Origin of the sequence: Roseomonas sp. TAS13 (assembly GCF_001950415.1) — a bacterium.
In the GTDB taxonomy this organism is placed as follows: Bacteria; Pseudomonadota; Alphaproteobacteria; order Acetobacterales; family Acetobacteraceae; genus Roseomonas; species Roseomonas mucosa.
Genome location: NZ_BDLP01000073.1, coordinates 1 through 15,775, shown reverse-complemented (window position 1 = coordinate 15,775; position 15,775 = coordinate 1). Strand labels below are relative to the sequence as shown.

Genomic DNA, 15,775 nt, shown 5'->3' with positions numbered 1-15,775 from the left:
TCGCCTTACGGTGGAGCTGTGCGTAGATGTGATCAAGAGACAGGCAGGACGGAACGGGGGCGGTTCATCGGGCCTCTCCCAGCGTCGGCACGCCCTCACGCTCGGGCGGGCGGTATTCGGTCACGAGCACGCCCAGCGGGTTGATCGTGGTGCCGTCGGTGAAGGCGATGTTCTGGCCGGCGCGGTAGCGCAGTGTCGTGACCCAGGTGGACACGACCGGCGGGCGGCCGGCAGCGCGCTCGGTGCGGCGGAAGCGGAGCTGGTAAATCTCGTCGGCCTGCGCGGTGTCGTTCGGCAGCAGGGCGCCGCTGATCTGCTCCACGGTGACGGTCGCCCGCGTCCCCCACACGGCCTGCGGGCCGGGCGGCTTGTCGAGGTTGAACCACTCCTGAAAAGCGGTGCGAACAGCGGGCGCCGACATGCGGCTCACCACGTCATAGGCGTAGCCGGCCTCGCCGGAGGACCAGCCTTCGCGCAGGCGGACATACTGGAACAGGGTGGCGCGCACGGCGCGCTCCTGCACGCCGGCCGGCAGGGCGTCGCCGTGGACCACGGTGGCCATGCTGCCGTCCGGCTGCGGGATGGCCACCACGGGCACCACGCGCACCAGGGGAAAGAGCTGGAGGGCGGCGAGGGCCTGCATCCCGACCACGCCCAGCAGGCCGACGATGGCCCAGGTCTTTCCCATGCTGATGCGCTTGGCGCAGCGGGCGTCGCGGGGCTGGCGGGCCTGCGTCTCGGCGTAGAGGCGGTTCAGCTCGCCCCGTGGGATCACCACGGCGGCGGCCATATCGCCATCGGAGGGGCCACCCGCGGGCGAGGCGTTGGGCGGCACCGGCTGGCCGGGCGGGAGGATGGCGTTCAACGCACGACACTCCTGGCCGGGGCGACCACGGGGGCCGCGGCGGCGAGGGTGGCCGGCGGGAGCATCCGGGTCGGATTGAGCTGGAACACCTCGCCCTTGCAGGCCGGCGGTTCGGAGGCGCTGGCACAGGCGGCCAGGGCCAGCAGGGAGAGCAGCAGCGCGGGCTTCATCGGGGCTCCACGGTGACGGAGGAGGGGGCAGGAGGCGCGCACGGGATCAGCCCTTCGGCACGGTGTTGGCGGCTGTCGCCTCGGCGGCGGTGGCCGTTCGGCTCTGATAGGCTTCATGCCGGCCCTGGGAGGCGGCGGCGGCCTTCTTGTCGGAGCGGCGCTGCATCGACGCCATGCCGCGGTCGATGGCTTCGCCCAGGGCTTGCGTGTGCGGGGCGAAGGAGCCGGCCAGGCCGCCGCCGATGGAGTAGGCCACGCCCGTCAGCGCGCCGATCAGTAGCAGGCCACACCAATACCAGGCGGCGACTTGCAGCAGCGCGCCCATCTTCTCATCCAGGCTACCGCCGGAATTGGACTGCGCGACGCGGACGTAGTTGTTGAAACCCGTCATCAGCATTTGCAGCATGACACTGACGGAGAGCTGCACGAGCGTCAGCGAGACGAGCTTGCCCACCCAGCGATCCACGAAGGGACGCGTCGCGTCGAACAGGGCAAGGCCGATCAGGAACGGCCCGAGGGCAATCACGAAGCCCATGACCACGCGGGCCACGATCCACATAAGGAAGATCACGACCAGGGCGACGAAGGAAATCACCATCAGCGCGCGGATCACCAGGCGCTCACCGAACTGCGTCCAGCCCGTCGCTTCCGCGAGCATGGTGGCGGCGATGCGCTGCGTGGCACCCCACAGCGCATCGAACTGCGCGGCCGGGGCGTAGGTGGTTCCGCCCGTGAGGGCACTTCCGACCGTGGAAGGAATGTCGGTCAGGAACAAGTCGCGGACGTAGGTGTTGAACGTGCCCGCCGATGTGAGCAAGGCGGCCACGGCCATGATCCGCAGCACGCGCCCGGCCAGCACGCTCTTGTCCATCCGGCCGGTCAGCACGAGCCAACCGGAAATGAGGATGAACAGCGTGGCAGCGGCCCGCACCTGGGGACGTGCCCAGGTGAGGCCGTTGTTAATGACGTTGTTGACGGCGGAAACTAGATTGCCATCGAAGGCTAGAGAGACGTTCTGGAAGAACTCACCGGCCACGGTCGCGTTCCTCCGGGTAGCGATCGAGCTGGTAGCAGTAGGGAAGGAACATCGAGCTTCCCGGCCCACGTTCCTGACAAGCCCGCTTTAGGGACTGAAAGCCGAACGGGTTGGTGCGCGGGTTGTAGTCCGGCTCCGGTAGGCCGCTGCTGTCCACGGGCGGCGCCTGGCGTCCCTGGCCGGCACGCGGCAGGGTGTTGGGCAGCGGGCGGCCCATGCGCGAGGCGCCCGCGGCTTCCGCGTTCTGGCACTCCCAGCTCGCGGCCAGGCGGGCGTCGCGCTGGCAGCGTCGCAAGGTCTCATCGAGGATTTGCGGATGCGCCTGGAACCAGGGCACGTCGCGGTTCTCGCGCGACCGCTGCGCGAGAACGGGCGCGGTGCCCACGGCCACCAGGGCGAGCACGAGCACCGCACCGCGCATCAGTTGTCCCCCAACGGCTGGAAGCTATCGCGGTATTGCTCCGCGCTCTGCCGGGCGGCTTCCTCCGCGCGCAGGGTGTCGCCCTGCTGCTGGGTGGCCGCCATGAGCTGCAACTGCGCGAGCTGCTGCTGCTGCGCCGACAGAAGCGCGTGCTCGGCCTGGATGCGGTTGTTCAGGGCGGCCAACGCCTGCACGTCGGGCTGCCCGTCAATCTCGCCCATCAGCTCGCGCAGGCCGGCGATGCGCTGCTCCGACTGCTGCATCCCCTGCATGGCCGCGGCCTGGACGTTGCCCAGGCGCTGCGCCCGCCGCGTCTGCTCGGTCGCGGAGAAGTCCGTTCCCGACGACGAGAAGAAGCGCATGTTGGCCACCTGATCGGCAGCGCCGGCCAAGCTCCCCACGCCCGTCATGGCGCCGCCGATCTGGCTGGCACCGTAGCCGTTCGCGACGCCGCCCAGGCGGTTTGCCAGGCCCGAGACGCTGGTGGTGTGGGCGAGCACGTTATAGGTGGCCTGGAGCTGCTGATACTGCTGCTCAAGCTGGCGCACGGTGGCCACGGCCTGCGCGACCTGCTGCACGAGCTGGGAGTTGGTAATCTGCGCCTGCGCGTTCGCGAGGGCGTCCGTCACCGGGATTTGTGCCCGCGCAGCGCCAGGCGCCGCCACGGCCAGGGCGAGGGCCGCGGCCCCCGCCAAAAGCGTCCGCTTCATGCTCCATGTCCTCATCAGGTTGCCGCTTCCGGCAGGCGGCGGTGGAACTCGGGCAGGAGCGCCGACGGCTCATCGGTCCCCAGCTCGCGCCGGATCTTCCGCAGCAGGCGGACGGTGCCGACCTTGCCGCTCAACACCGCTAGGTGCGGCGCCATGGCCGGAGGCAGCTCCACCCGGCAGACCACGGAGCCGGCGTCGCGCTTGACCAGCATGGATCGCGCCCCGGCGGCCATGTCCTCGGTGACGGCGCGATACTCGCCCGGCGTGCAATGCAGGCTCTCGTAGCCGTCTCCCACGTCGCAGTAGGCGGACCGGCTGGCCGACTGGTTGGGAAAAAGAACCTTGGTCGGCATGTTGCTGACCAGGGTGGCGCCGATGGGATGGCGGAGCACCTGCTGCGGCTGCTGCGTTGCGATCACCAGGGCGCCGTTGCCCTTGCGGAGCGTCAGCGCGAAGTCCTCAAAGGCGCGGGCGAACCGCTCATCGGGCAGGTAGGCCCAGAACTCATCGGCTGCGAGCACGAAGCGCCGGCCGTCGATCACGCCGCGGACCCGGTGCAGGAGGTAGGAGGCGGCCGGGCCGCGCACCGTCTCGTCCTCCATCAGCGCCGAGAAATCCACGCCCACCAAACCGGCATCGGGATCGAAGGCGTCGGCCTCGCCGTCAAAGGACCAGCCCAGGTCGCCGTCCCGGCCCCAGCGTTCCAGGCGCTTGCCGGCGCTGCCGGCGCCCTCGCCCACCAGCCAGGCGCAGAGCCCGGCGATGGAGCGGGCAGCAGGCGGCATCCGCATCTGGAAGGCGATGGCCTTGGACAGCCGGCGCAGCTCAATCGCGTCGGGCTGCGGGCCGTCGTCGGCGCGGATCAACCCCACCACGAAGCGCAGCAGCCACACCCGAGCGTCGGGGGTGTTCGGCAGCGCCCGCATCGGCGCCAGGCCGCTATCCTCGCCCGCGCGCAGGGTCAGGTAGCGCCCGCCCATGGCGCGGACGAGGATCTCGTTGGCGTTGTCCTTGTCGAACACCACCACGGTCCCGCCCGGCCCCGTCACCCGTTCCAGGGCGGCCACCATCATGCCGAGGAACACGGTCTTGCCCGACCCGGAGGGGCCGAAAATGGCCATGTGCGGCAGGCCGGCGACGTGGAGCGACAGGTCAAAGCCAGTGTTGGCCGAGGTCAGCAGCCGCAGCAGCGGGGCGCCCCACTCCGGGGACGGGCCGCCCCGCGGGTAGCCATCCAGGGACGAGAAACCCACGAAGTTTCGAGAGGAAATGTCGCCGGGCCGGGTGCGCCAAGCGGCGTTGCCGGGGAGCTGCGCCCAATAGGCGGCCTCGGTCCCCAGGTCCTCCACGGCGACGCTGGCCCCGGCATTGGTCAGGGCGGCGCGAACCTCGCCGGTGCGGCGCTCCAGCTCGGGCAGGCTGTCGCAATGCAGGGCGACGGAGACGTGGTGCGATCCCATGGTGGCCTGGTTGGAGGCCACGTCGTCCATGGCGTCGTGCAGGGCGTCCATCTGGCTCAGGGCGCGGTCGCCGGCATTGGCCATCTGCGCCTGCTTGCGCGCCAAGCTCCCGGTCGCCGCGGCGCGGGAGTGGAAGCGGAAGGAGTTGGTCAGCACCACCCGGCAGTCGGCCGAGAGCAGGTCGTTGAGCATCCCCGGGCGGGTGCGGTCGGGGTATTCCTTGAACCCCATGAGGGTGCCGAAGGATGGACGGCCGGGGGTGCGGACCTCAAAGCCGCGCCGGCCGCAGATCACCCGATCCGTGTAGATGGAGCCGCCGAGGGAGCCGCTGACCATCGGCACGGGAAGGAAGCGCGCCGTCAGGAACAGGCGCAGGGCTTCGGCAATCTCGGAGAACATCACCCCGCCGGCCTCGCGCACGCCCAGCCGCACCGGCCCCATCTCGGCATAGGCCTTGGCCAGCACGAGCATCCGGTCATCCAGGGTGCGGATCAGCTCATCGCTGGCCGTGGTGGCGGCGGCCTCCTTCTTGCGGCCCAGGCGCGAGCGGAGGGCGTTGAGACCGCGCGTCACCGGGGCGCGCGGGGTGACGATCACCGACACGAACCACTCGTTGACCCGCTCGCGCCCGGCCAGGACCTCCCGGCGGTAGGCGTTCTCGAGATCGGCGGCGAAGGCGGATCGGTAGGCCCCGGCCGGCAGCGGCGCCACGCCGTCGTGCCGTACCATGGTCTCCACGACCGTCAGGGTGTCGTCCGCGATGTTGCGGAGGACCGCGTTGCGGAAGCGGTGCCGGCTGTTGCGCCGGGCGTGGTCCTCCAGAGCGAAGGGAGCGCCGACCAGCCGCAGCATCCCCATCACCGACCCGTCCGTCCGCAGCACGGCGTCGTCGCGGACGTGGCCGACGAAAGGCACGTAGTCGTCGGCGCTGCGCTCGCTCCACCCGGAGGCGGAGAGGAAGGGGTTACGCATTGGACATGCCGCGCGGCCCCCGCGCGCTCCCTACGGGCAGTGGGGCGACGGAGGCGCCGCCCCAATCGGCGGTGTCGAGGCCGCGGGCGCTGGTGTTGAGCCAGAGCACCGCGACGCCGACCGCGTTGTAGTCGCGGGCGACGAGGAACCGGGCTGCGATCCAGACCGGGGCGACCAGGGCGAGCGCCCAGGTCACGCCGGTCAGGCCCTTGAACACCACCTGCACCTCGGCCCCGATCACGAACAGGGCGAGGGCCAGCGGCAGCGGCAGGCCCCACATCAGGGCCGGCCGCGTCGCCGCGACGTGCAAGGGATCTTCGGTCAGGGGTTCCACGCCGTGCCCGCCCCTCAGAAGCCGAAGTAGCCGGCGATGGTGTCGGCGTTGGCCAGGATCAGGCCGCCGGCCACCACGGAGGCGATGACGCTGACGGAGAAGCGCATGACGAAGAGGCCGATGGCGACGGCGATGATGCCGAGCATCACCAGGCCGCGGGCCACGTTGGTCATGAACCACTGCGTCAGGCTGTTGACCACGCCGGAGCCGCCGCCGCCGATCTGCGCGTGCGCCAGGTCGGGCAGGATCAGCGCGGCGCAGGCCACGGCAGCGAAGAGGGCGACGTTCCGCGCCTTTGGAGAAAGGGTCATTCTGCGGTCCTCGGGGGCTCGGTGGGGGTGGCTCCCGCGGCGCCCCCCGACGCCGCGGGGGTCTCACGAGGCACGGCCACCAAGCGCGGCCGGCTCGCAGGGGCGGCCCGTGCCCACACGTCCCACTCCGGGGGCGCGTCGGGATCGTCGTCGGGCAGCTCGGGGGCGGAGGTGGCGGCCGGGCGCTGCGGCGCCCCGACGGCCTCGCCGCGCAGACGGATGGCCGGCACCACGACCTCGGCCGCGCCCTGGACGCGGCGGACGTAGCCGTTGGCGAAGCCCCGCTCGGGGTGACCGGTGTTGTAGCGGGAGAAGGCGACGCGGAGCGCCTGCTGCGGGTCCGCCTCGCCGCGGCTGGCCGTGGCGTAGCCCTTGCGCAGGATGCGGGCGCCGGCCGCCAGGTTGGTGCAGGGGTCGAGGACTTCCGCGACCGTCAGCCCCAGCGCGCGCAGGTTGCCGCTGTTCACCTGCATCAGCCCCAGGTCCACGGAGCGGCCTTGGCGCTCGATGAGGTCCGTCGCGAGCGCCACGGCGGCCTCGCGCGTCTCGGGGAAGATCGCGCCGCCGCCCGGCCCGTTCACGCCCAGGGCGAAGGGCTTGAAGCCGCTTTCCGTCCGCATGACGGCGGCCAGCGTCTCAATAGCGACAGAGGGGGCGCAGCGGGCGGCGAGCTGCGCGACGACGGCCAGTTCCAGGATCACGCGGCCACCACCGGGCCGCGGGCCGCCTCGCTAGGTGTCGAGCGTGTCCGGCGTCGCCACCCCGTCGCCGGCTGGCAGGGACTTGTTGGGCTGGACCGGCCCGCCCGGCACGGCGCCGTCGAGGAAGGAGCGGAGCTTCGCGAGCTTCGTGCAGTCCGGCTCGTGCAGGGAGATAGGGCCGTGGAAGCCGAGTTCGTCGCGCATGAAGCGGACCAGCCGGTTGAGGTCGCGATAGGCGCGCACGCCGGCACCTCGGAAGAGGCCGATAGCGACGTAGCCTCGCCGCCAGCTCGGAAGCAGGTAGGGGACGTGCTCCACCCCATCCGCCTCGCTGCGACGCGCGACGATGACCACGTTCTCGATCCGCCCCCCAGCCTCCAGGCCGGCGCGGATCTCTGCCTCTTGCAGAAGCCCTCGCAAGTATCCGTTCCCCTGACGGAGGGGGAACTTAGCTGGGAACCCGCCATCCTGCCGAGTGGTAGCTGCCGAACCTCGCACGAGGGTCCGGCCTGCAGCCCCTTGGAGATGGTGGTGCGGAGAACCAAAATTGCTATTTCGCTTCTGCAGTTGGGTCTGTTGTGCCGCAACCCTAGCGAGCATAGCGCAGCAATTGCAACGCAGAAGGAGGAGCAAAACGCCTTCTTACATGACCTATCCGCGTTGGGAACAAAACCGAACTTCTAACTTTGCGGATCCGTAGGTGCGCACGGAGGTGCCGGTCTCGAACATGTTCAGCTGCAAGTCACAACTCGGAGACCGGCATGCTCCGGAACTGCCAATCGCCCGGGCTGCTGCCCTGATCCGCGAATCGGCGCTGCCATCTAGCCTCGAAAGGGGAAGAGGGTGCCCGGACTCGATCAGGTACCGGTCCCTCTCACAGTAGCCCCATCCCGAACAGGACCGGGTCTGGCTTGCTTGCATTGCTGGCATTTTGCTATCAGCTAAGCTGGAGGCGAAGGAAGGTAGGTATGCCCGCCCTCACAGTGAGGAACTTGGACGAGGAGATCGTCCGCCGCTTGCGGGTCCGTGCAGCGGAGCATGGCCGCTCTGCCGAAGCCGAACACCGGGAGATCCTGCGCGCCGTGCTGACGGGACCAGGGCCTGCATCGGCCCGAGAACAAGCGGCCGAGCGGCTGGCTGAGTTCCGGCGCAGAACGGCGGGGCGCGGTTCAGCGGGGACTAGTGAGCTCTTGGAGCAGTCGCGGGCAGGTCGCACCGAGCAACTGGCCCACAGGCCGAAGGGCGACTGAGCTTGGCGCTGGTTGTGGACGCATCCGTGGGGCTGAAGTGGGTCCTCGAGGAGCCCGACAGCCACTTGGCTCAGGCGCTCGCGACAGGAGGTGAAGAGCTCCTCCTTCCTGACTTCTGGCTGGGGGAGGCCACAAATGTCCTCTGGCTGCAGGTACGCAGGCGCGCCCTCACAGCTGAGGAGGCACGGGAAGGGCTGGCACTCCTGCAGGCGCAGGTGGAGCCAACCTCGACGACGGGGCTGGACCTCCACTCCGTCGCGCTCGACATCGGCCTGGCTACCAATCATTCGACCTATGATACGCTCTACCTGGCTTTCGCCATCGCCATGGGAGCCCGGGGCGTCGTGGTGTCGGACGCGCCCTTCGTGCGGGACATGAAGCGGCACCCTGATCCGCTCGTGGCGGGCATGGTGATTCCGCTCTCCAGCTGGGCAGAGGAGCAGGGGCTCACTGGACAGGATGGCTAGACGCGCCTCCTACCTCCTGGAGGCCCGTGCTTCAGGCCTCAGCCGCATGGGGCGGCCGACGGGCGGCTTCCACTCACCCCGCTTTCGGGCGGACCAGGCGTAGCGCGGGTCGCCCTCCAGAAGGTGCAGGTGGTCGCCCAGCCGGTTGCGCTCCATCCAGCCGATCGCGGCCTCCAGCTCCTCCAGCGTCATGCGCGCCCGCGCCTTGTCGCCCGTCACACGCTTCAGGACCGCGTTGTAGCGATGGTAGAGGCCGGGCCCGGCCAGGCCACCCCGCAATCCGCTCGCCCCCGCCTCGTCCTCGACCGCCTGGGCGGCCACCATCTCCCCCAGCCGTGCCCTCAGCCTCCGCTCGACGACTGAGGGCACCTCCAGCAGCTCGCCCTGCGCTTCCTCGTTCTCGGGCCGGTGCATCGCCAGCTCTGGCCCGGGCGCCAGCCGGTCGTAGCGCAGCGCCAACGCGTTGGAGGAGAGCGGGACGATGCCTTCCTTCTCCGCCGGCGGCAGCTTGTCCAGCAGCCAGTCCGGCAGCGCCATCTGCCCGCGGCGGGGCTTCGGCCGGCGCGCCATCGTGCCCTGCTCCGTCTCCATCCTGCGGCGGAACAGGCCAAACAGCGGGTCGTCGGGATGGAAGACGAGCGCCTGCTGCGCCTCGTAGCCCCCGGCATTCGGGTCCACTCGCGTTGCGCGGGCCACCATCTGTTCGAGCCAGGGCCGCGACCGGATGTGGGTCAGCGCCGCCACCACGGCCACCTCGGGCGCGTCCAGCCCCTCATAGGCCATGGCCACTGTCACGAGGATCGAGGGTTCCGGCATCAGCCGGAAGGCGGCGAGCAGCTCGTGGGCGCGCGGCGTGTCCGAGGGCTTCGCGCGCGGCAAGTCCGGCGCCGGGCTGCTGGCCGCCCTGGCCGAGGCCCGCGACCTGCCGGACGAGGCGCTGCCCGAGCTGGCACGGGAAAAGCAGGGGCCGCCGGCCTCCCCGGCGCTGGTCGCGCTGCTCAAGGTCCTCCTCGCCGCCAAGGCGGAGGAGCACAGCGTGGCGCCCAAGCTGATCGCCAATGGCGAGGATATCGACCGCATCGCCTGCCGTGAAGGGGAGCAGGTCCAGGCCCTGTCCGGCTGGCGCCGCAAGGTCTTCGGCGAGGATGCCATGGCGCTCTGCTCCGGCCGTCTCGCCCTGGGGGTGGACGGCAAGCGGATCCGCCTGATCCCGGCCCGGTAGAACCCCGCCGCACCGGCGGCGCGCTTGGCGGGCCGGCAAATCCGCCGGCCCTCATCCGCCCCGCAGGCACTCTCCCGGCCAAACCTTCTCCCACCCGGTGCGTTGGTCGCCCAGAGCTTGGGGAAGGCCCCTGGCATCAGGGAAGCGAGGTTCATGCCATGGATGAAGACCGGATCATCGGCGCCGCGAAGCAGGGCGCCGGCCGCCTGCAGAGCGCCACGGGCGAGCTGATCGGCGACAGCCGGATGCAGGCTCGCGGCGACTACTACGAGGCCGAGGGCCGTGCCGAGAACGCCCTGGGCGGCCTGGCGGACACGATCCGCGAGCAGCCGCTGACCTCCGCCCTGATCGCGGTCGGCATCGGCTGGCTGATCGGGCGGCTCCGCATCATCTGACACGGCACGCCCCGGCGCTGCCTTACCAACGCGCGGCGCCGGTCACGGCCGCCGCCACCCGAGGCAGCGCAAGGCGCCTCCCCCTCGCGGGGGAGGCCGGATCGCGGGACGTGGGGTCCCGCGCCGGCTTCCTGGCCCGGATGGCGGTGCGGGAGCCGCTCATCCGGGCCCTGCCGCCTGTGTTCCGTCCTGTTTTCCGCGCATCCTTGCGATTCTGGAGACACACCCTGCAGAACAGCGGGGTTGTTGCAGTTGTGAGAACGAGCCTGTGTGCCGTTCCGCCACATCACGCGTTGCAGGCCATACCTCACCATGATGTGGCCCGATGCCCGACCCGTCTTCCGCTATCCCTGCGTCATCCTCCCCGGCGCCAGCCATGGCTTCCAGCCCGGTCGGCCTGTCCGCGGCCCAGGGTGCCCGGCAGGTCCCTCCCCCGGCCCAGGTTCCCCCGCCCTACAGCCCCGACCTGAAGCACCTGCTGACCATCGTGGTCGCCGTCGTGGTGGTCAGCGCGCTCTACCTGGCGCGCGAGGTGCTGATCCCGATCACCCTGGCCATCCTGCTGTCCTTCGTGGTGGCGCCGATCGTCGGCCTTCTCCGCCGCCTGGGCCTCTGGCGCACCCCGGCCGTGCTGGCGGCGGTGCTGCTTGCCATGAGCGTGATCCTGGTGCTGGGCAGCATCATCGGCCTGCAGATCGCCGGGCTGGCGCAGGACCTGCCGCGCTATCAGGTCACCATCCAGCGGAAGGTGGACACGGTGCAGGGCACCGCCCTGGGCTGGGTGAACGATTTCGTGCGGCAGATCGACCATGCCCAGCCGGGCACGCCACCCGCCGCCACGCCCGGCGAAGGCACCCGGCCACTGCCGGTGGAGATCCAGCAGGGCCCGCCCTCGCCCATGGAACTGGCGCAGCGACTGCTCTCGCCCGTGCTGGGACCGCTGGAGACGGTCTTCATCGTCTTCATCGTCGCCATCTTCATCCTGCTCCAGCAGGCTGACCTGCGGGACCGGCTGATCCGCCTCTTCGGCTCGGACGACCTGCACCGCACCACCGTGGCCCTGGACGACGCGGCCAAGCGCCTGTCGAAGTACTTCCTCGCCCAGCTCGCCATCAACGGCTGCTTCGGCGCCTTGGTGGCGGCCGGGCTCTTCTTCATCGGCGTGCCGAGCCCGCTGCTCTGGGGCATCCTGGCCGCGCTGTTCCGCTTCATCCCCTATGTCGGCGCGCTACTGGCCGCCGCCCTGCCCATCGCCCTGGCCGCAGGTGTCGATCCCGGCTGGAACATGGTGATCTGGACTGCCGCCCTCTTCCTGGTGACGGAACCCATCATGGGCCAGGTGGTGGAGCCGATGGTCTATGGCCACAGCACCGGCCTCTCCCCCGTCTCGGTCATCGTCGCGGCGATCTTCTGGACCTGGCTCTGGGGCCCGATCGGCCTGATCCTGGCCACACCCCTCACCCTCTGCCTCGTGGTGCTGGGCCGGCATGTGGAGCGGCTGGAATTCCTTGACGTCATGCTGGGCGACCGGCCCGCCCTGACGCCCGCGGAGAACTTCTACCAGCGGATGCTGGCCGGCGACGCGGACGAGGCCCAGGCGCAGGCCGAGAGCCTGCTGGAGGACCGGCCCCTTTCCTCCTACTACGACGAGGTGGCGCTCAAGGGCCTGCGGCTGGCGGCCAACGACGCGCAGCGCGGCGTGCTGTCCGAGGCCAAACTGCAGCAGATCCGCGACACGACCTCCGTCCTCGTGCAGTCCCTGGCCGAACAGGAAGACCGCGACCCGACGCCGCCCGAGGAACGCAGCGCTGTGGAGGAGCAGAGCGTGGCGGAAAAGGCCCTGCCCCGCCGCGCCGCTCCCGCCGTGGTGCTGCCGCCGCCGGAATCCTGGCCCGAGGCCTGGCGTGGCGAGGGCGCGGTGCTCTGCCTGCCCGGACGCGGGCCGCTCGACGAGGCGGCCTCCGCCATGCTGGTCCAGATCCTGGGCCGGCACGGGCTGGGCGCGCGCCTGCTGCCGCACGAGGCGGTTTCCCGCACCGCGATCGGGCGGCAGGATTTCTCGGGCGTGGCCATGATCTGCCTGTCCTACCTGGATATATCCGGTAGCCCGGCGCATCTCCGCTACCTGCTCCGCCGGCTGCGGCAGAAGGCCCCCGGCGCACCTGTCGTGGTAGGCCTCTGGGACGCGCAGGACGAGGTGCTGCGCGACGCCGCCCTGCGCGGCGCCATCGGTGCGGAGCACTACACCACCTCCCTCGCCGAAACCGTCACCGCCTGCCTGAAAACCGTTCGCGCCGCGAGCCAGGTGCCGGAGATGGCCCCGGCAGCGGAGTGAGGCGCAGGCGGTCTGGACGTTGCGCTTCCCGGCCGTCCCCGGGAGCAAGGCTCTGCCTCGTCCCCGAGACCCCCACTCCGCCGGGGACCGAAGCCGGTCCCCGGACCCCGGGCTTTCAGTGGTTCCGGTGGCGGTTGTCAGCCTGCGCCCCGATCCCCGGGCGCAGGTGGATCGGCGGGGCTCCCGAAAAGAAGGACATCCCGGCCGCGCTTTTGGCGCCCGCAGTCGCCGGAGAGCCAAACTCTCCGGCGCGATCAGGCATCAGCGGGCGCCAACGAAAACGGATCCAGGGCGCGCAGCGTCCTGGCGGAGAGGGTTCGGGGAAGGCGGCAACTCCCCCGGAGAGCCACGGCTCAGAGAATGAACCGGCTCAGATCGGTACTCGCGGCCAGGGCGCCAACCTTCTCCCGCACATAAGCGGCGTCGATGGCGACCTCCTGCCCGGCACGGTCGGCGGCGGTGAAGCTCAGCTCCTCCAGCAGCCGCTCCAGCACGGTGGCGAGGCGGCGGGCACCGATATTCTCTACCCGCGCGTTGATGTCCGCCGCCATGTCGGCGATCGCGTCCATCGCATCCTCGCCGAAGCTCAGTCGCACGCCCTCGGTGCCGAGCAGGGCGACATACTGCTTGGCCAGCGAATGCTCCGGCTCGGTCAGGATGCGGCGGAAGTCGTCGCGCGTCAGCGCGCTCAGCTCCACGCGAATCGGCAGGCGGCCCTGCAGCTCCGGCAGCAGGTCTGAGGGCTTGGCGAGGTGGAAGGCGCCCGAGGCGATGAAGAGGATATGGTCCGTCTTCACCGGCCCGTGCTTGGTGTTCACCGTGGTGCCCTCGATCAGCGGCAGCAGGTCGCGCTGCACGCCCTCGCGGCTCACGTCGCCGCCACGGAAGCCCTCCGTGGTGCGGGCACAGACCTTGTCGATCTCGTCGATGAAGACGATGCCGTGGTTCTCGGCATGGGACAGCGCGTCGCGGGTCAGCTTCTCCTGATCGAGCAGCTTGTCCGCCTCCTCCCGCACCAGCAGCGGACGCGCGTCGGCGACGTGCATCTTGCGCGGGCGCTGGCGGCCGCCGAACATCTTGCCGAGCATCTCCTGCATGTTCGCCATCTGCGCGCCGGGCGGCATGCCGGGGATGTCCATCATGCCGACCGGCGTGCCGCCGCCATCGGCGACCTGGATCTCCACTTCCTTGTCCTCCAGCGATCCCTCGCGGAGCATGCGGCGGAACTTCATGCGCGTCTCGCCCGAGGCGCCCTCGCCCACCAGGGCGGTGACGATGCGCTCCTCGGCGTTGACCTCGGCCTTGGCCTGCACGTCGCGCCGGGCGGTGTCGCGCACCTGCACGATGGCGGCCTCCACCAGGTCGCGCACGATCTGCTCCACGTCGCGGCCGACATAGCCGACCTCGGTGAACTTCGTGGCCTCGACCTTGAGGAAGGGCGCGTTGGCGAGCTTGGCGAGGCGGCGGGCGATCTCCGTCTTGCCCACGCCGGTCGGGCCGATCATCAGGATGTTCTTCGGCACCACCTCCTCGCGCAGCCCTTCAGGAAGCTGCTGGCGGCGCCAGCGGTTGCGCAGCGCGATGGCCACGGCGCGCTTGGCGTCGCCCTGGCCGATGATGAAGCGGTCGAGCTCCGAAACGATCTCGCGCGGAGACAGGTTCACGGGCTCGGCCGCGGCGGGGGAGTTGTCCAGCGGCATGGTCACAGGGTCTCCAGCACGAAGCGGCCGTTGGTATAGACGCAGATATCGGCGGCGATGGTCATGGCGCGGCGGGCGATCTCCTCCGCGTCCAGCCCCTCCACCGGCATCAGCGCGCGGGCGGCGGCGAGGGCGTAGTTGCCGCCGGAGCCGATGCCGATGATCTGGTCCTCCGGCTCCAGCACGTCGCCCTGGCCGGTGATCAGCAGGGAGCGGTTGCTATCCGCCACGGCGAGCAGCGCCTCCAGCCGCCGCAGGTAGCGGTCGGTGCGCCAGTCCTTGGCAAGTTCCACCGCCGCGCGTTCGAGCTGGTCGGGAAACCGTTCCAGCTTGGCCTCGAGGCGTTCGAGCAGGGTGAAGGCGTCCGCGGTGGCACCGGCGAAGCCGGTGATCACCCGGCCGCCGGCGATGCGGCGGACCTTGCGGGCGTTGTTCTTGACGACGGTCTGACCCATGGACACCTGGCCGTCGCCGGCCATGGCCACCTTCCCGTCCTTGCGGACGCAGAGGATGGTGGTGCCGTGCCAACCGAGGGGGTCACGAAGAGGGTCGTGGTTGGAATGCTGTTGCATGGACCGCGATGTGGCGATCCCCGCGCCGCAGCGCAATCCGGGGGGTGGGGCGGAACGCAGGGCAGGGTCGCAGTGCCGGAAGGGCTCGGTCTCCTCCGGCCAGGGCGCCGCCGGATTCCCCCCGGAACACCGCCGGAACTGTCCCGGGAAGGCCCTGGGCGGAGCGCAGAAGGCGGGTGCGGAAGAGGCGCCGCTGTGCTTTGCTGCGCCCCCTGGCGGTGCCGGCACCCCCTTCGCCAGGCGGGCGGCCCTGGCCGTCGCCTTCGGGGACCAACCTTTCGGGGTGGCGCCGCCGACTGGCTTCCGGACGGACGCGGCGCGACAGGAGGCCGGACAGGGTCCCGGATGGATCAGCCTGTGGGGTCAGGTCCGGCCGAGGGCGCCTTGATGAGAAGGCCTGGGGTCATGGATGTCCCCGGGCGGGTGGAATGGGGCACGATGCCGGGCAAGGTGAGCCGGAATCTCTTGGTCAGGACAGGCTGCGGAAGTTGAATCGCATGCGCGTGCAACGGCTCGCCCCGGTCCTGCCGGCCATGACCCTGCGTCAGCCTCCCGGCCTGCTGCCCGCCCCGCCCCCGCTGCCACCCGGTGGCGGTCATGGCGCGCCGGCGCGACCGCCCGCGCCCGCCCGCCCGCCATCCGGCGGCAAGCGGCCGGAGGATCGTGGCTGGCGCCGCTGGCGGCGGCCGGCCTTTCTCGCCTCGGCCCTGCTCCATGCTGTCCTCCTTCTGGCCCTGCTGCTGACCTGGCAGGGGCGGGAACAGCCGACACCCTTGCCCGAGGCCGGCGTGCCGGTGATCTTCGAGGATGCCTGTCTCTTGATCACATCTACGCACAGCTCCACCGTAAGGCGA

General features: G+C 70.7%; 17 protein-coding genes and 2 pseudogenes. 6 read left to right on the top strand and 13 right to left on the bottom strand.

The features are described from left to right. Positions 1-64: 64 nt before the first annotated feature. The 10 genes from ROTAS13_RS08470 to ROTAS13_RS08430 are packed head-to-tail and all read right to left on the bottom strand — an operon-like array spanning position 65 to position 7,400. Positions 65-865: a VirB8/TrbF family protein gene (locus ROTAS13_RS08470; protein ID WP_075822080.1), complete on the bottom strand. Its 801-nt coding sequence runs from the start codon at positions 863-865 to the stop codon at positions 65-67. After that, the gene (locus ROTAS13_RS26110; protein ID WP_139281460.1) at positions 862-1,035 is read right to left on the bottom strand and encodes a type IV secretion system protein VirB7; all 174 of its coding nucleotides are present in this window, start codon (positions 1,033-1,035) and stop codon (positions 862-864) included. The genes ROTAS13_RS08470 and ROTAS13_RS26110 overlap by 4 nt, the downstream gene beginning before the upstream one ends. A gap of 46 nt (positions 1,036-1,081) precedes the next feature. Next, positions 1,082-2,071, bottom strand: coding sequence for a type IV secretion system protein (locus ROTAS13_RS08465; protein WP_075822079.1), 990 nt, complete (start codon positions 2,069-2,071; stop codon positions 1,082-1,084). Continuing rightward, entirely contained in the window at positions 2,061-2,492 is a 432-nt protein-coding gene (locus ROTAS13_RS08460; protein ID WP_073140636.1) for a hypothetical protein, read from the bottom strand. The genes ROTAS13_RS08465 and ROTAS13_RS08460 overlap by 11 nt, the downstream gene beginning before the upstream one ends. After that, positions 2,492-3,202 (bottom strand): type IV secretion system protein, encoded by a 711-nt coding sequence (locus ROTAS13_RS08455; protein WP_171979058.1) that lies wholly within the window; start codon positions 3,200-3,202, stop codon positions 2,492-2,494. The genes ROTAS13_RS08460 and ROTAS13_RS08455 overlap by 1 nt, the downstream gene beginning before the upstream one ends. A gap of 14 nt (positions 3,203-3,216) precedes the next feature. After that, positions 3,217-5,634 (bottom strand): helicase HerA domain-containing protein, encoded by a 2,418-nt coding sequence (locus ROTAS13_RS08450; RefSeq protein ID WP_075822077.1) that lies wholly within the window; start codon positions 5,632-5,634, stop codon positions 3,217-3,219. Continuing rightward, positions 5,627-5,968 (bottom strand): type IV secretion system protein VirB3, encoded by a 342-nt coding sequence (locus tag ROTAS13_RS08445; RefSeq protein WP_075822076.1) that lies wholly within the window; start codon positions 5,966-5,968, stop codon positions 5,627-5,629. Before ROTAS13_RS08445 ends, ROTAS13_RS08450 begins: the two co-directional genes overlap by 8 nt. A gap of 14 nt (positions 5,969-5,982) precedes the next feature. Next, the gene (locus ROTAS13_RS08440) at positions 5,983-6,279 is read right to left on the bottom strand and encodes a TrbC/VirB2 family protein (RefSeq protein WP_075822075.1); all 297 of its coding nucleotides are present in this window, start codon (positions 6,277-6,279) and stop codon (positions 5,983-5,985) included. Beyond that, positions 6,276-6,980, bottom strand: coding sequence for a lytic transglycosylase domain-containing protein (locus ROTAS13_RS08435; protein ID WP_075822074.1), 705 nt, complete (start codon positions 6,978-6,980; stop codon positions 6,276-6,278). Before ROTAS13_RS08435 ends, ROTAS13_RS08440 begins: the two co-directional genes overlap by 4 nt. A 30-nt stretch (positions 6,981-7,010) precedes the next feature. Then, positions 7,011-7,400 carry a hypothetical protein gene (locus ROTAS13_RS08430; RefSeq protein ID WP_073140672.1) on the bottom strand — a complete coding sequence of 130 codons (390 nt, stop codon included), beginning with the start codon at positions 7,398-7,400 and terminating at the stop codon, positions 7,011-7,013. Positions 7,401-7,948: 548 nt separating this feature from the next. Here ROTAS13_RS08430 and ROTAS13_RS28565 point away from each other — a divergent pair. Beyond that, positions 7,949-8,230: a FitA-like ribbon-helix-helix domain-containing protein gene (locus ROTAS13_RS28565; RefSeq protein ID WP_073140675.1), complete on the top strand. Its 282-nt coding sequence runs from the start codon at positions 7,949-7,951 to the stop codon at positions 8,228-8,230. A 2-nt stretch (positions 8,231-8,232) separates the two neighbouring features. Then, positions 8,233-8,697 (top strand): type II toxin-antitoxin system VapC family toxin, encoded by a 465-nt coding sequence (locus tag ROTAS13_RS08420; protein WP_073140678.1) that lies wholly within the window; start codon positions 8,233-8,235, stop codon positions 8,695-8,697. A gap of 9 nt (positions 8,698-8,706) precedes the next feature. Here ROTAS13_RS08420 and ROTAS13_RS08415 read toward each other — a convergent pair whose 3' ends face one another. Next, positions 8,707-9,576, bottom strand: a complete 870-nt coding sequence (locus ROTAS13_RS08415) for a hypothetical protein (protein ID WP_216348614.1) — start codon at positions 9,574-9,576, stop codon at positions 8,707-8,709. Between ROTAS13_RS08415 and ROTAS13_RS08410 the strand changes: the two are divergent. The 3 genes and pseudogenes from ROTAS13_RS08410 to ROTAS13_RS08400 form a co-directional block, all read left to right on the top strand. After that, positions 9,545-9,919: pseudogene (locus ROTAS13_RS08410) on the top strand (ribonuclease D); the annotation flags it as partial. The gene ROTAS13_RS08415 and the pseudogene ROTAS13_RS08410 overlap by 32 nt on opposite strands. 158 nt (positions 9,920-10,077) lie before the next feature. Continuing rightward, the gene (locus tag ROTAS13_RS08405; protein WP_019461941.1) at positions 10,078-10,314 is read left to right on the top strand and encodes a CsbD family protein; all 237 of its coding nucleotides are present in this window, start codon (positions 10,078-10,080) and stop codon (positions 10,312-10,314) included. A 376-nt stretch (positions 10,315-10,690) separates the two neighbouring features. Next, positions 10,691-12,649, top strand: coding sequence for an AI-2E family transporter (locus ROTAS13_RS08400; protein WP_075822072.1), 1,959 nt, complete (start codon positions 10,691-10,693; stop codon positions 12,647-12,649). A gap of 353 nt (positions 12,650-13,002) precedes the next feature. Here the strand turns inward: ROTAS13_RS08400 and hslU are convergent, their stop codons facing one another. Both hslU and hslV read right to left on the bottom strand, forming a co-directional pair. Beyond that, complete coding sequence (gene hslU, locus ROTAS13_RS08395; protein ID WP_075822071.1) at positions 13,003-14,349, bottom strand: ATP-dependent protease ATPase subunit HslU; 1,347 nt, start codon at positions 14,347-14,349, stop codon at positions 13,003-13,005. A 2-nt stretch (positions 14,350-14,351) separates the two neighbouring features. Further along, positions 14,352-14,921, bottom strand: coding sequence for an ATP-dependent protease subunit HslV (hslV, locus tag ROTAS13_RS08390; RefSeq protein ID WP_019463355.1), 570 nt, complete (start codon positions 14,919-14,921; stop codon positions 14,352-14,354). Between the two features lie 497 nt (positions 14,922-15,418). Between hslV and ROTAS13_RS08385 the strand changes: the two are divergent. Beyond that, positions 15,419-15,775: pseudogene (locus ROTAS13_RS08385) on the top strand (hypothetical protein); the annotation flags it as partial.

Bases quoted from the DNA above. Each gene is read 5' to 3' on its own strand.
- ROTAS13_RS26110 (WP_139281460.1), bottom strand. From the start codon at position 1,035: ATGAAGCCCGCGCTGCTGCTCTCCCTGCTGGCCCTGGCCGCCTGTGCC.
- ROTAS13_RS08460 (WP_073140636.1), bottom strand. From the start codon at position 2,492: ATGCGCGGTGCGGTGCTCGTGCTCGCCCTGGTGGCCGTGGGCACCGCG.
- ROTAS13_RS08455 (WP_171979058.1), bottom strand. From the start codon at position 3,202: ATGAAGCGGACGCTTTTGGCGGGGGCCGCGGCCCTCGCCCTGGCCGTG.
- ROTAS13_RS08450 (WP_075822077.1), bottom strand. From the start codon at position 5,634: ATGCGTAACCCCTTCCTCTCCGCCTCCGGGTGGAGCGAGCGCAGCGCC.
- ROTAS13_RS08440 (WP_075822075.1), bottom strand. From the start codon at position 6,279: ATGACCCTTTCTCCAAAGGCGCGGAACGTCGCCCTCTTCGCTGCCGTG.
- ROTAS13_RS28565 (WP_073140675.1), top strand. From the start codon at position 7,949: ATGCCCGCCCTCACAGTGAGGAACTTGGACGAGGAGATCGTCCGCCGC.
- ROTAS13_RS08405 (WP_019461941.1), top strand. From the start codon at position 10,078: ATGGATGAAGACCGGATCATCGGCGCCGCGAAGCAGGGCGCCGGCCGC.
- ROTAS13_RS08400 (WP_075822072.1), top strand. From the start codon at position 10,691: ATGGCTTCCAGCCCGGTCGGCCTGTCCGCGGCCCAGGGTGCCCGGCAG.
- hslU (WP_075822071.1), bottom strand. From the start codon at position 14,349: ATGCCGCTGGACAACTCCCCCGCCGCGGCCGAGCCCGTGAACCTGTCT.
- hslV (WP_019463355.1), bottom strand. From the start codon at position 14,921: ATGCAACAGCATTCCAACCACGACCCTCTTCGTGACCCCCTCGGTTGG.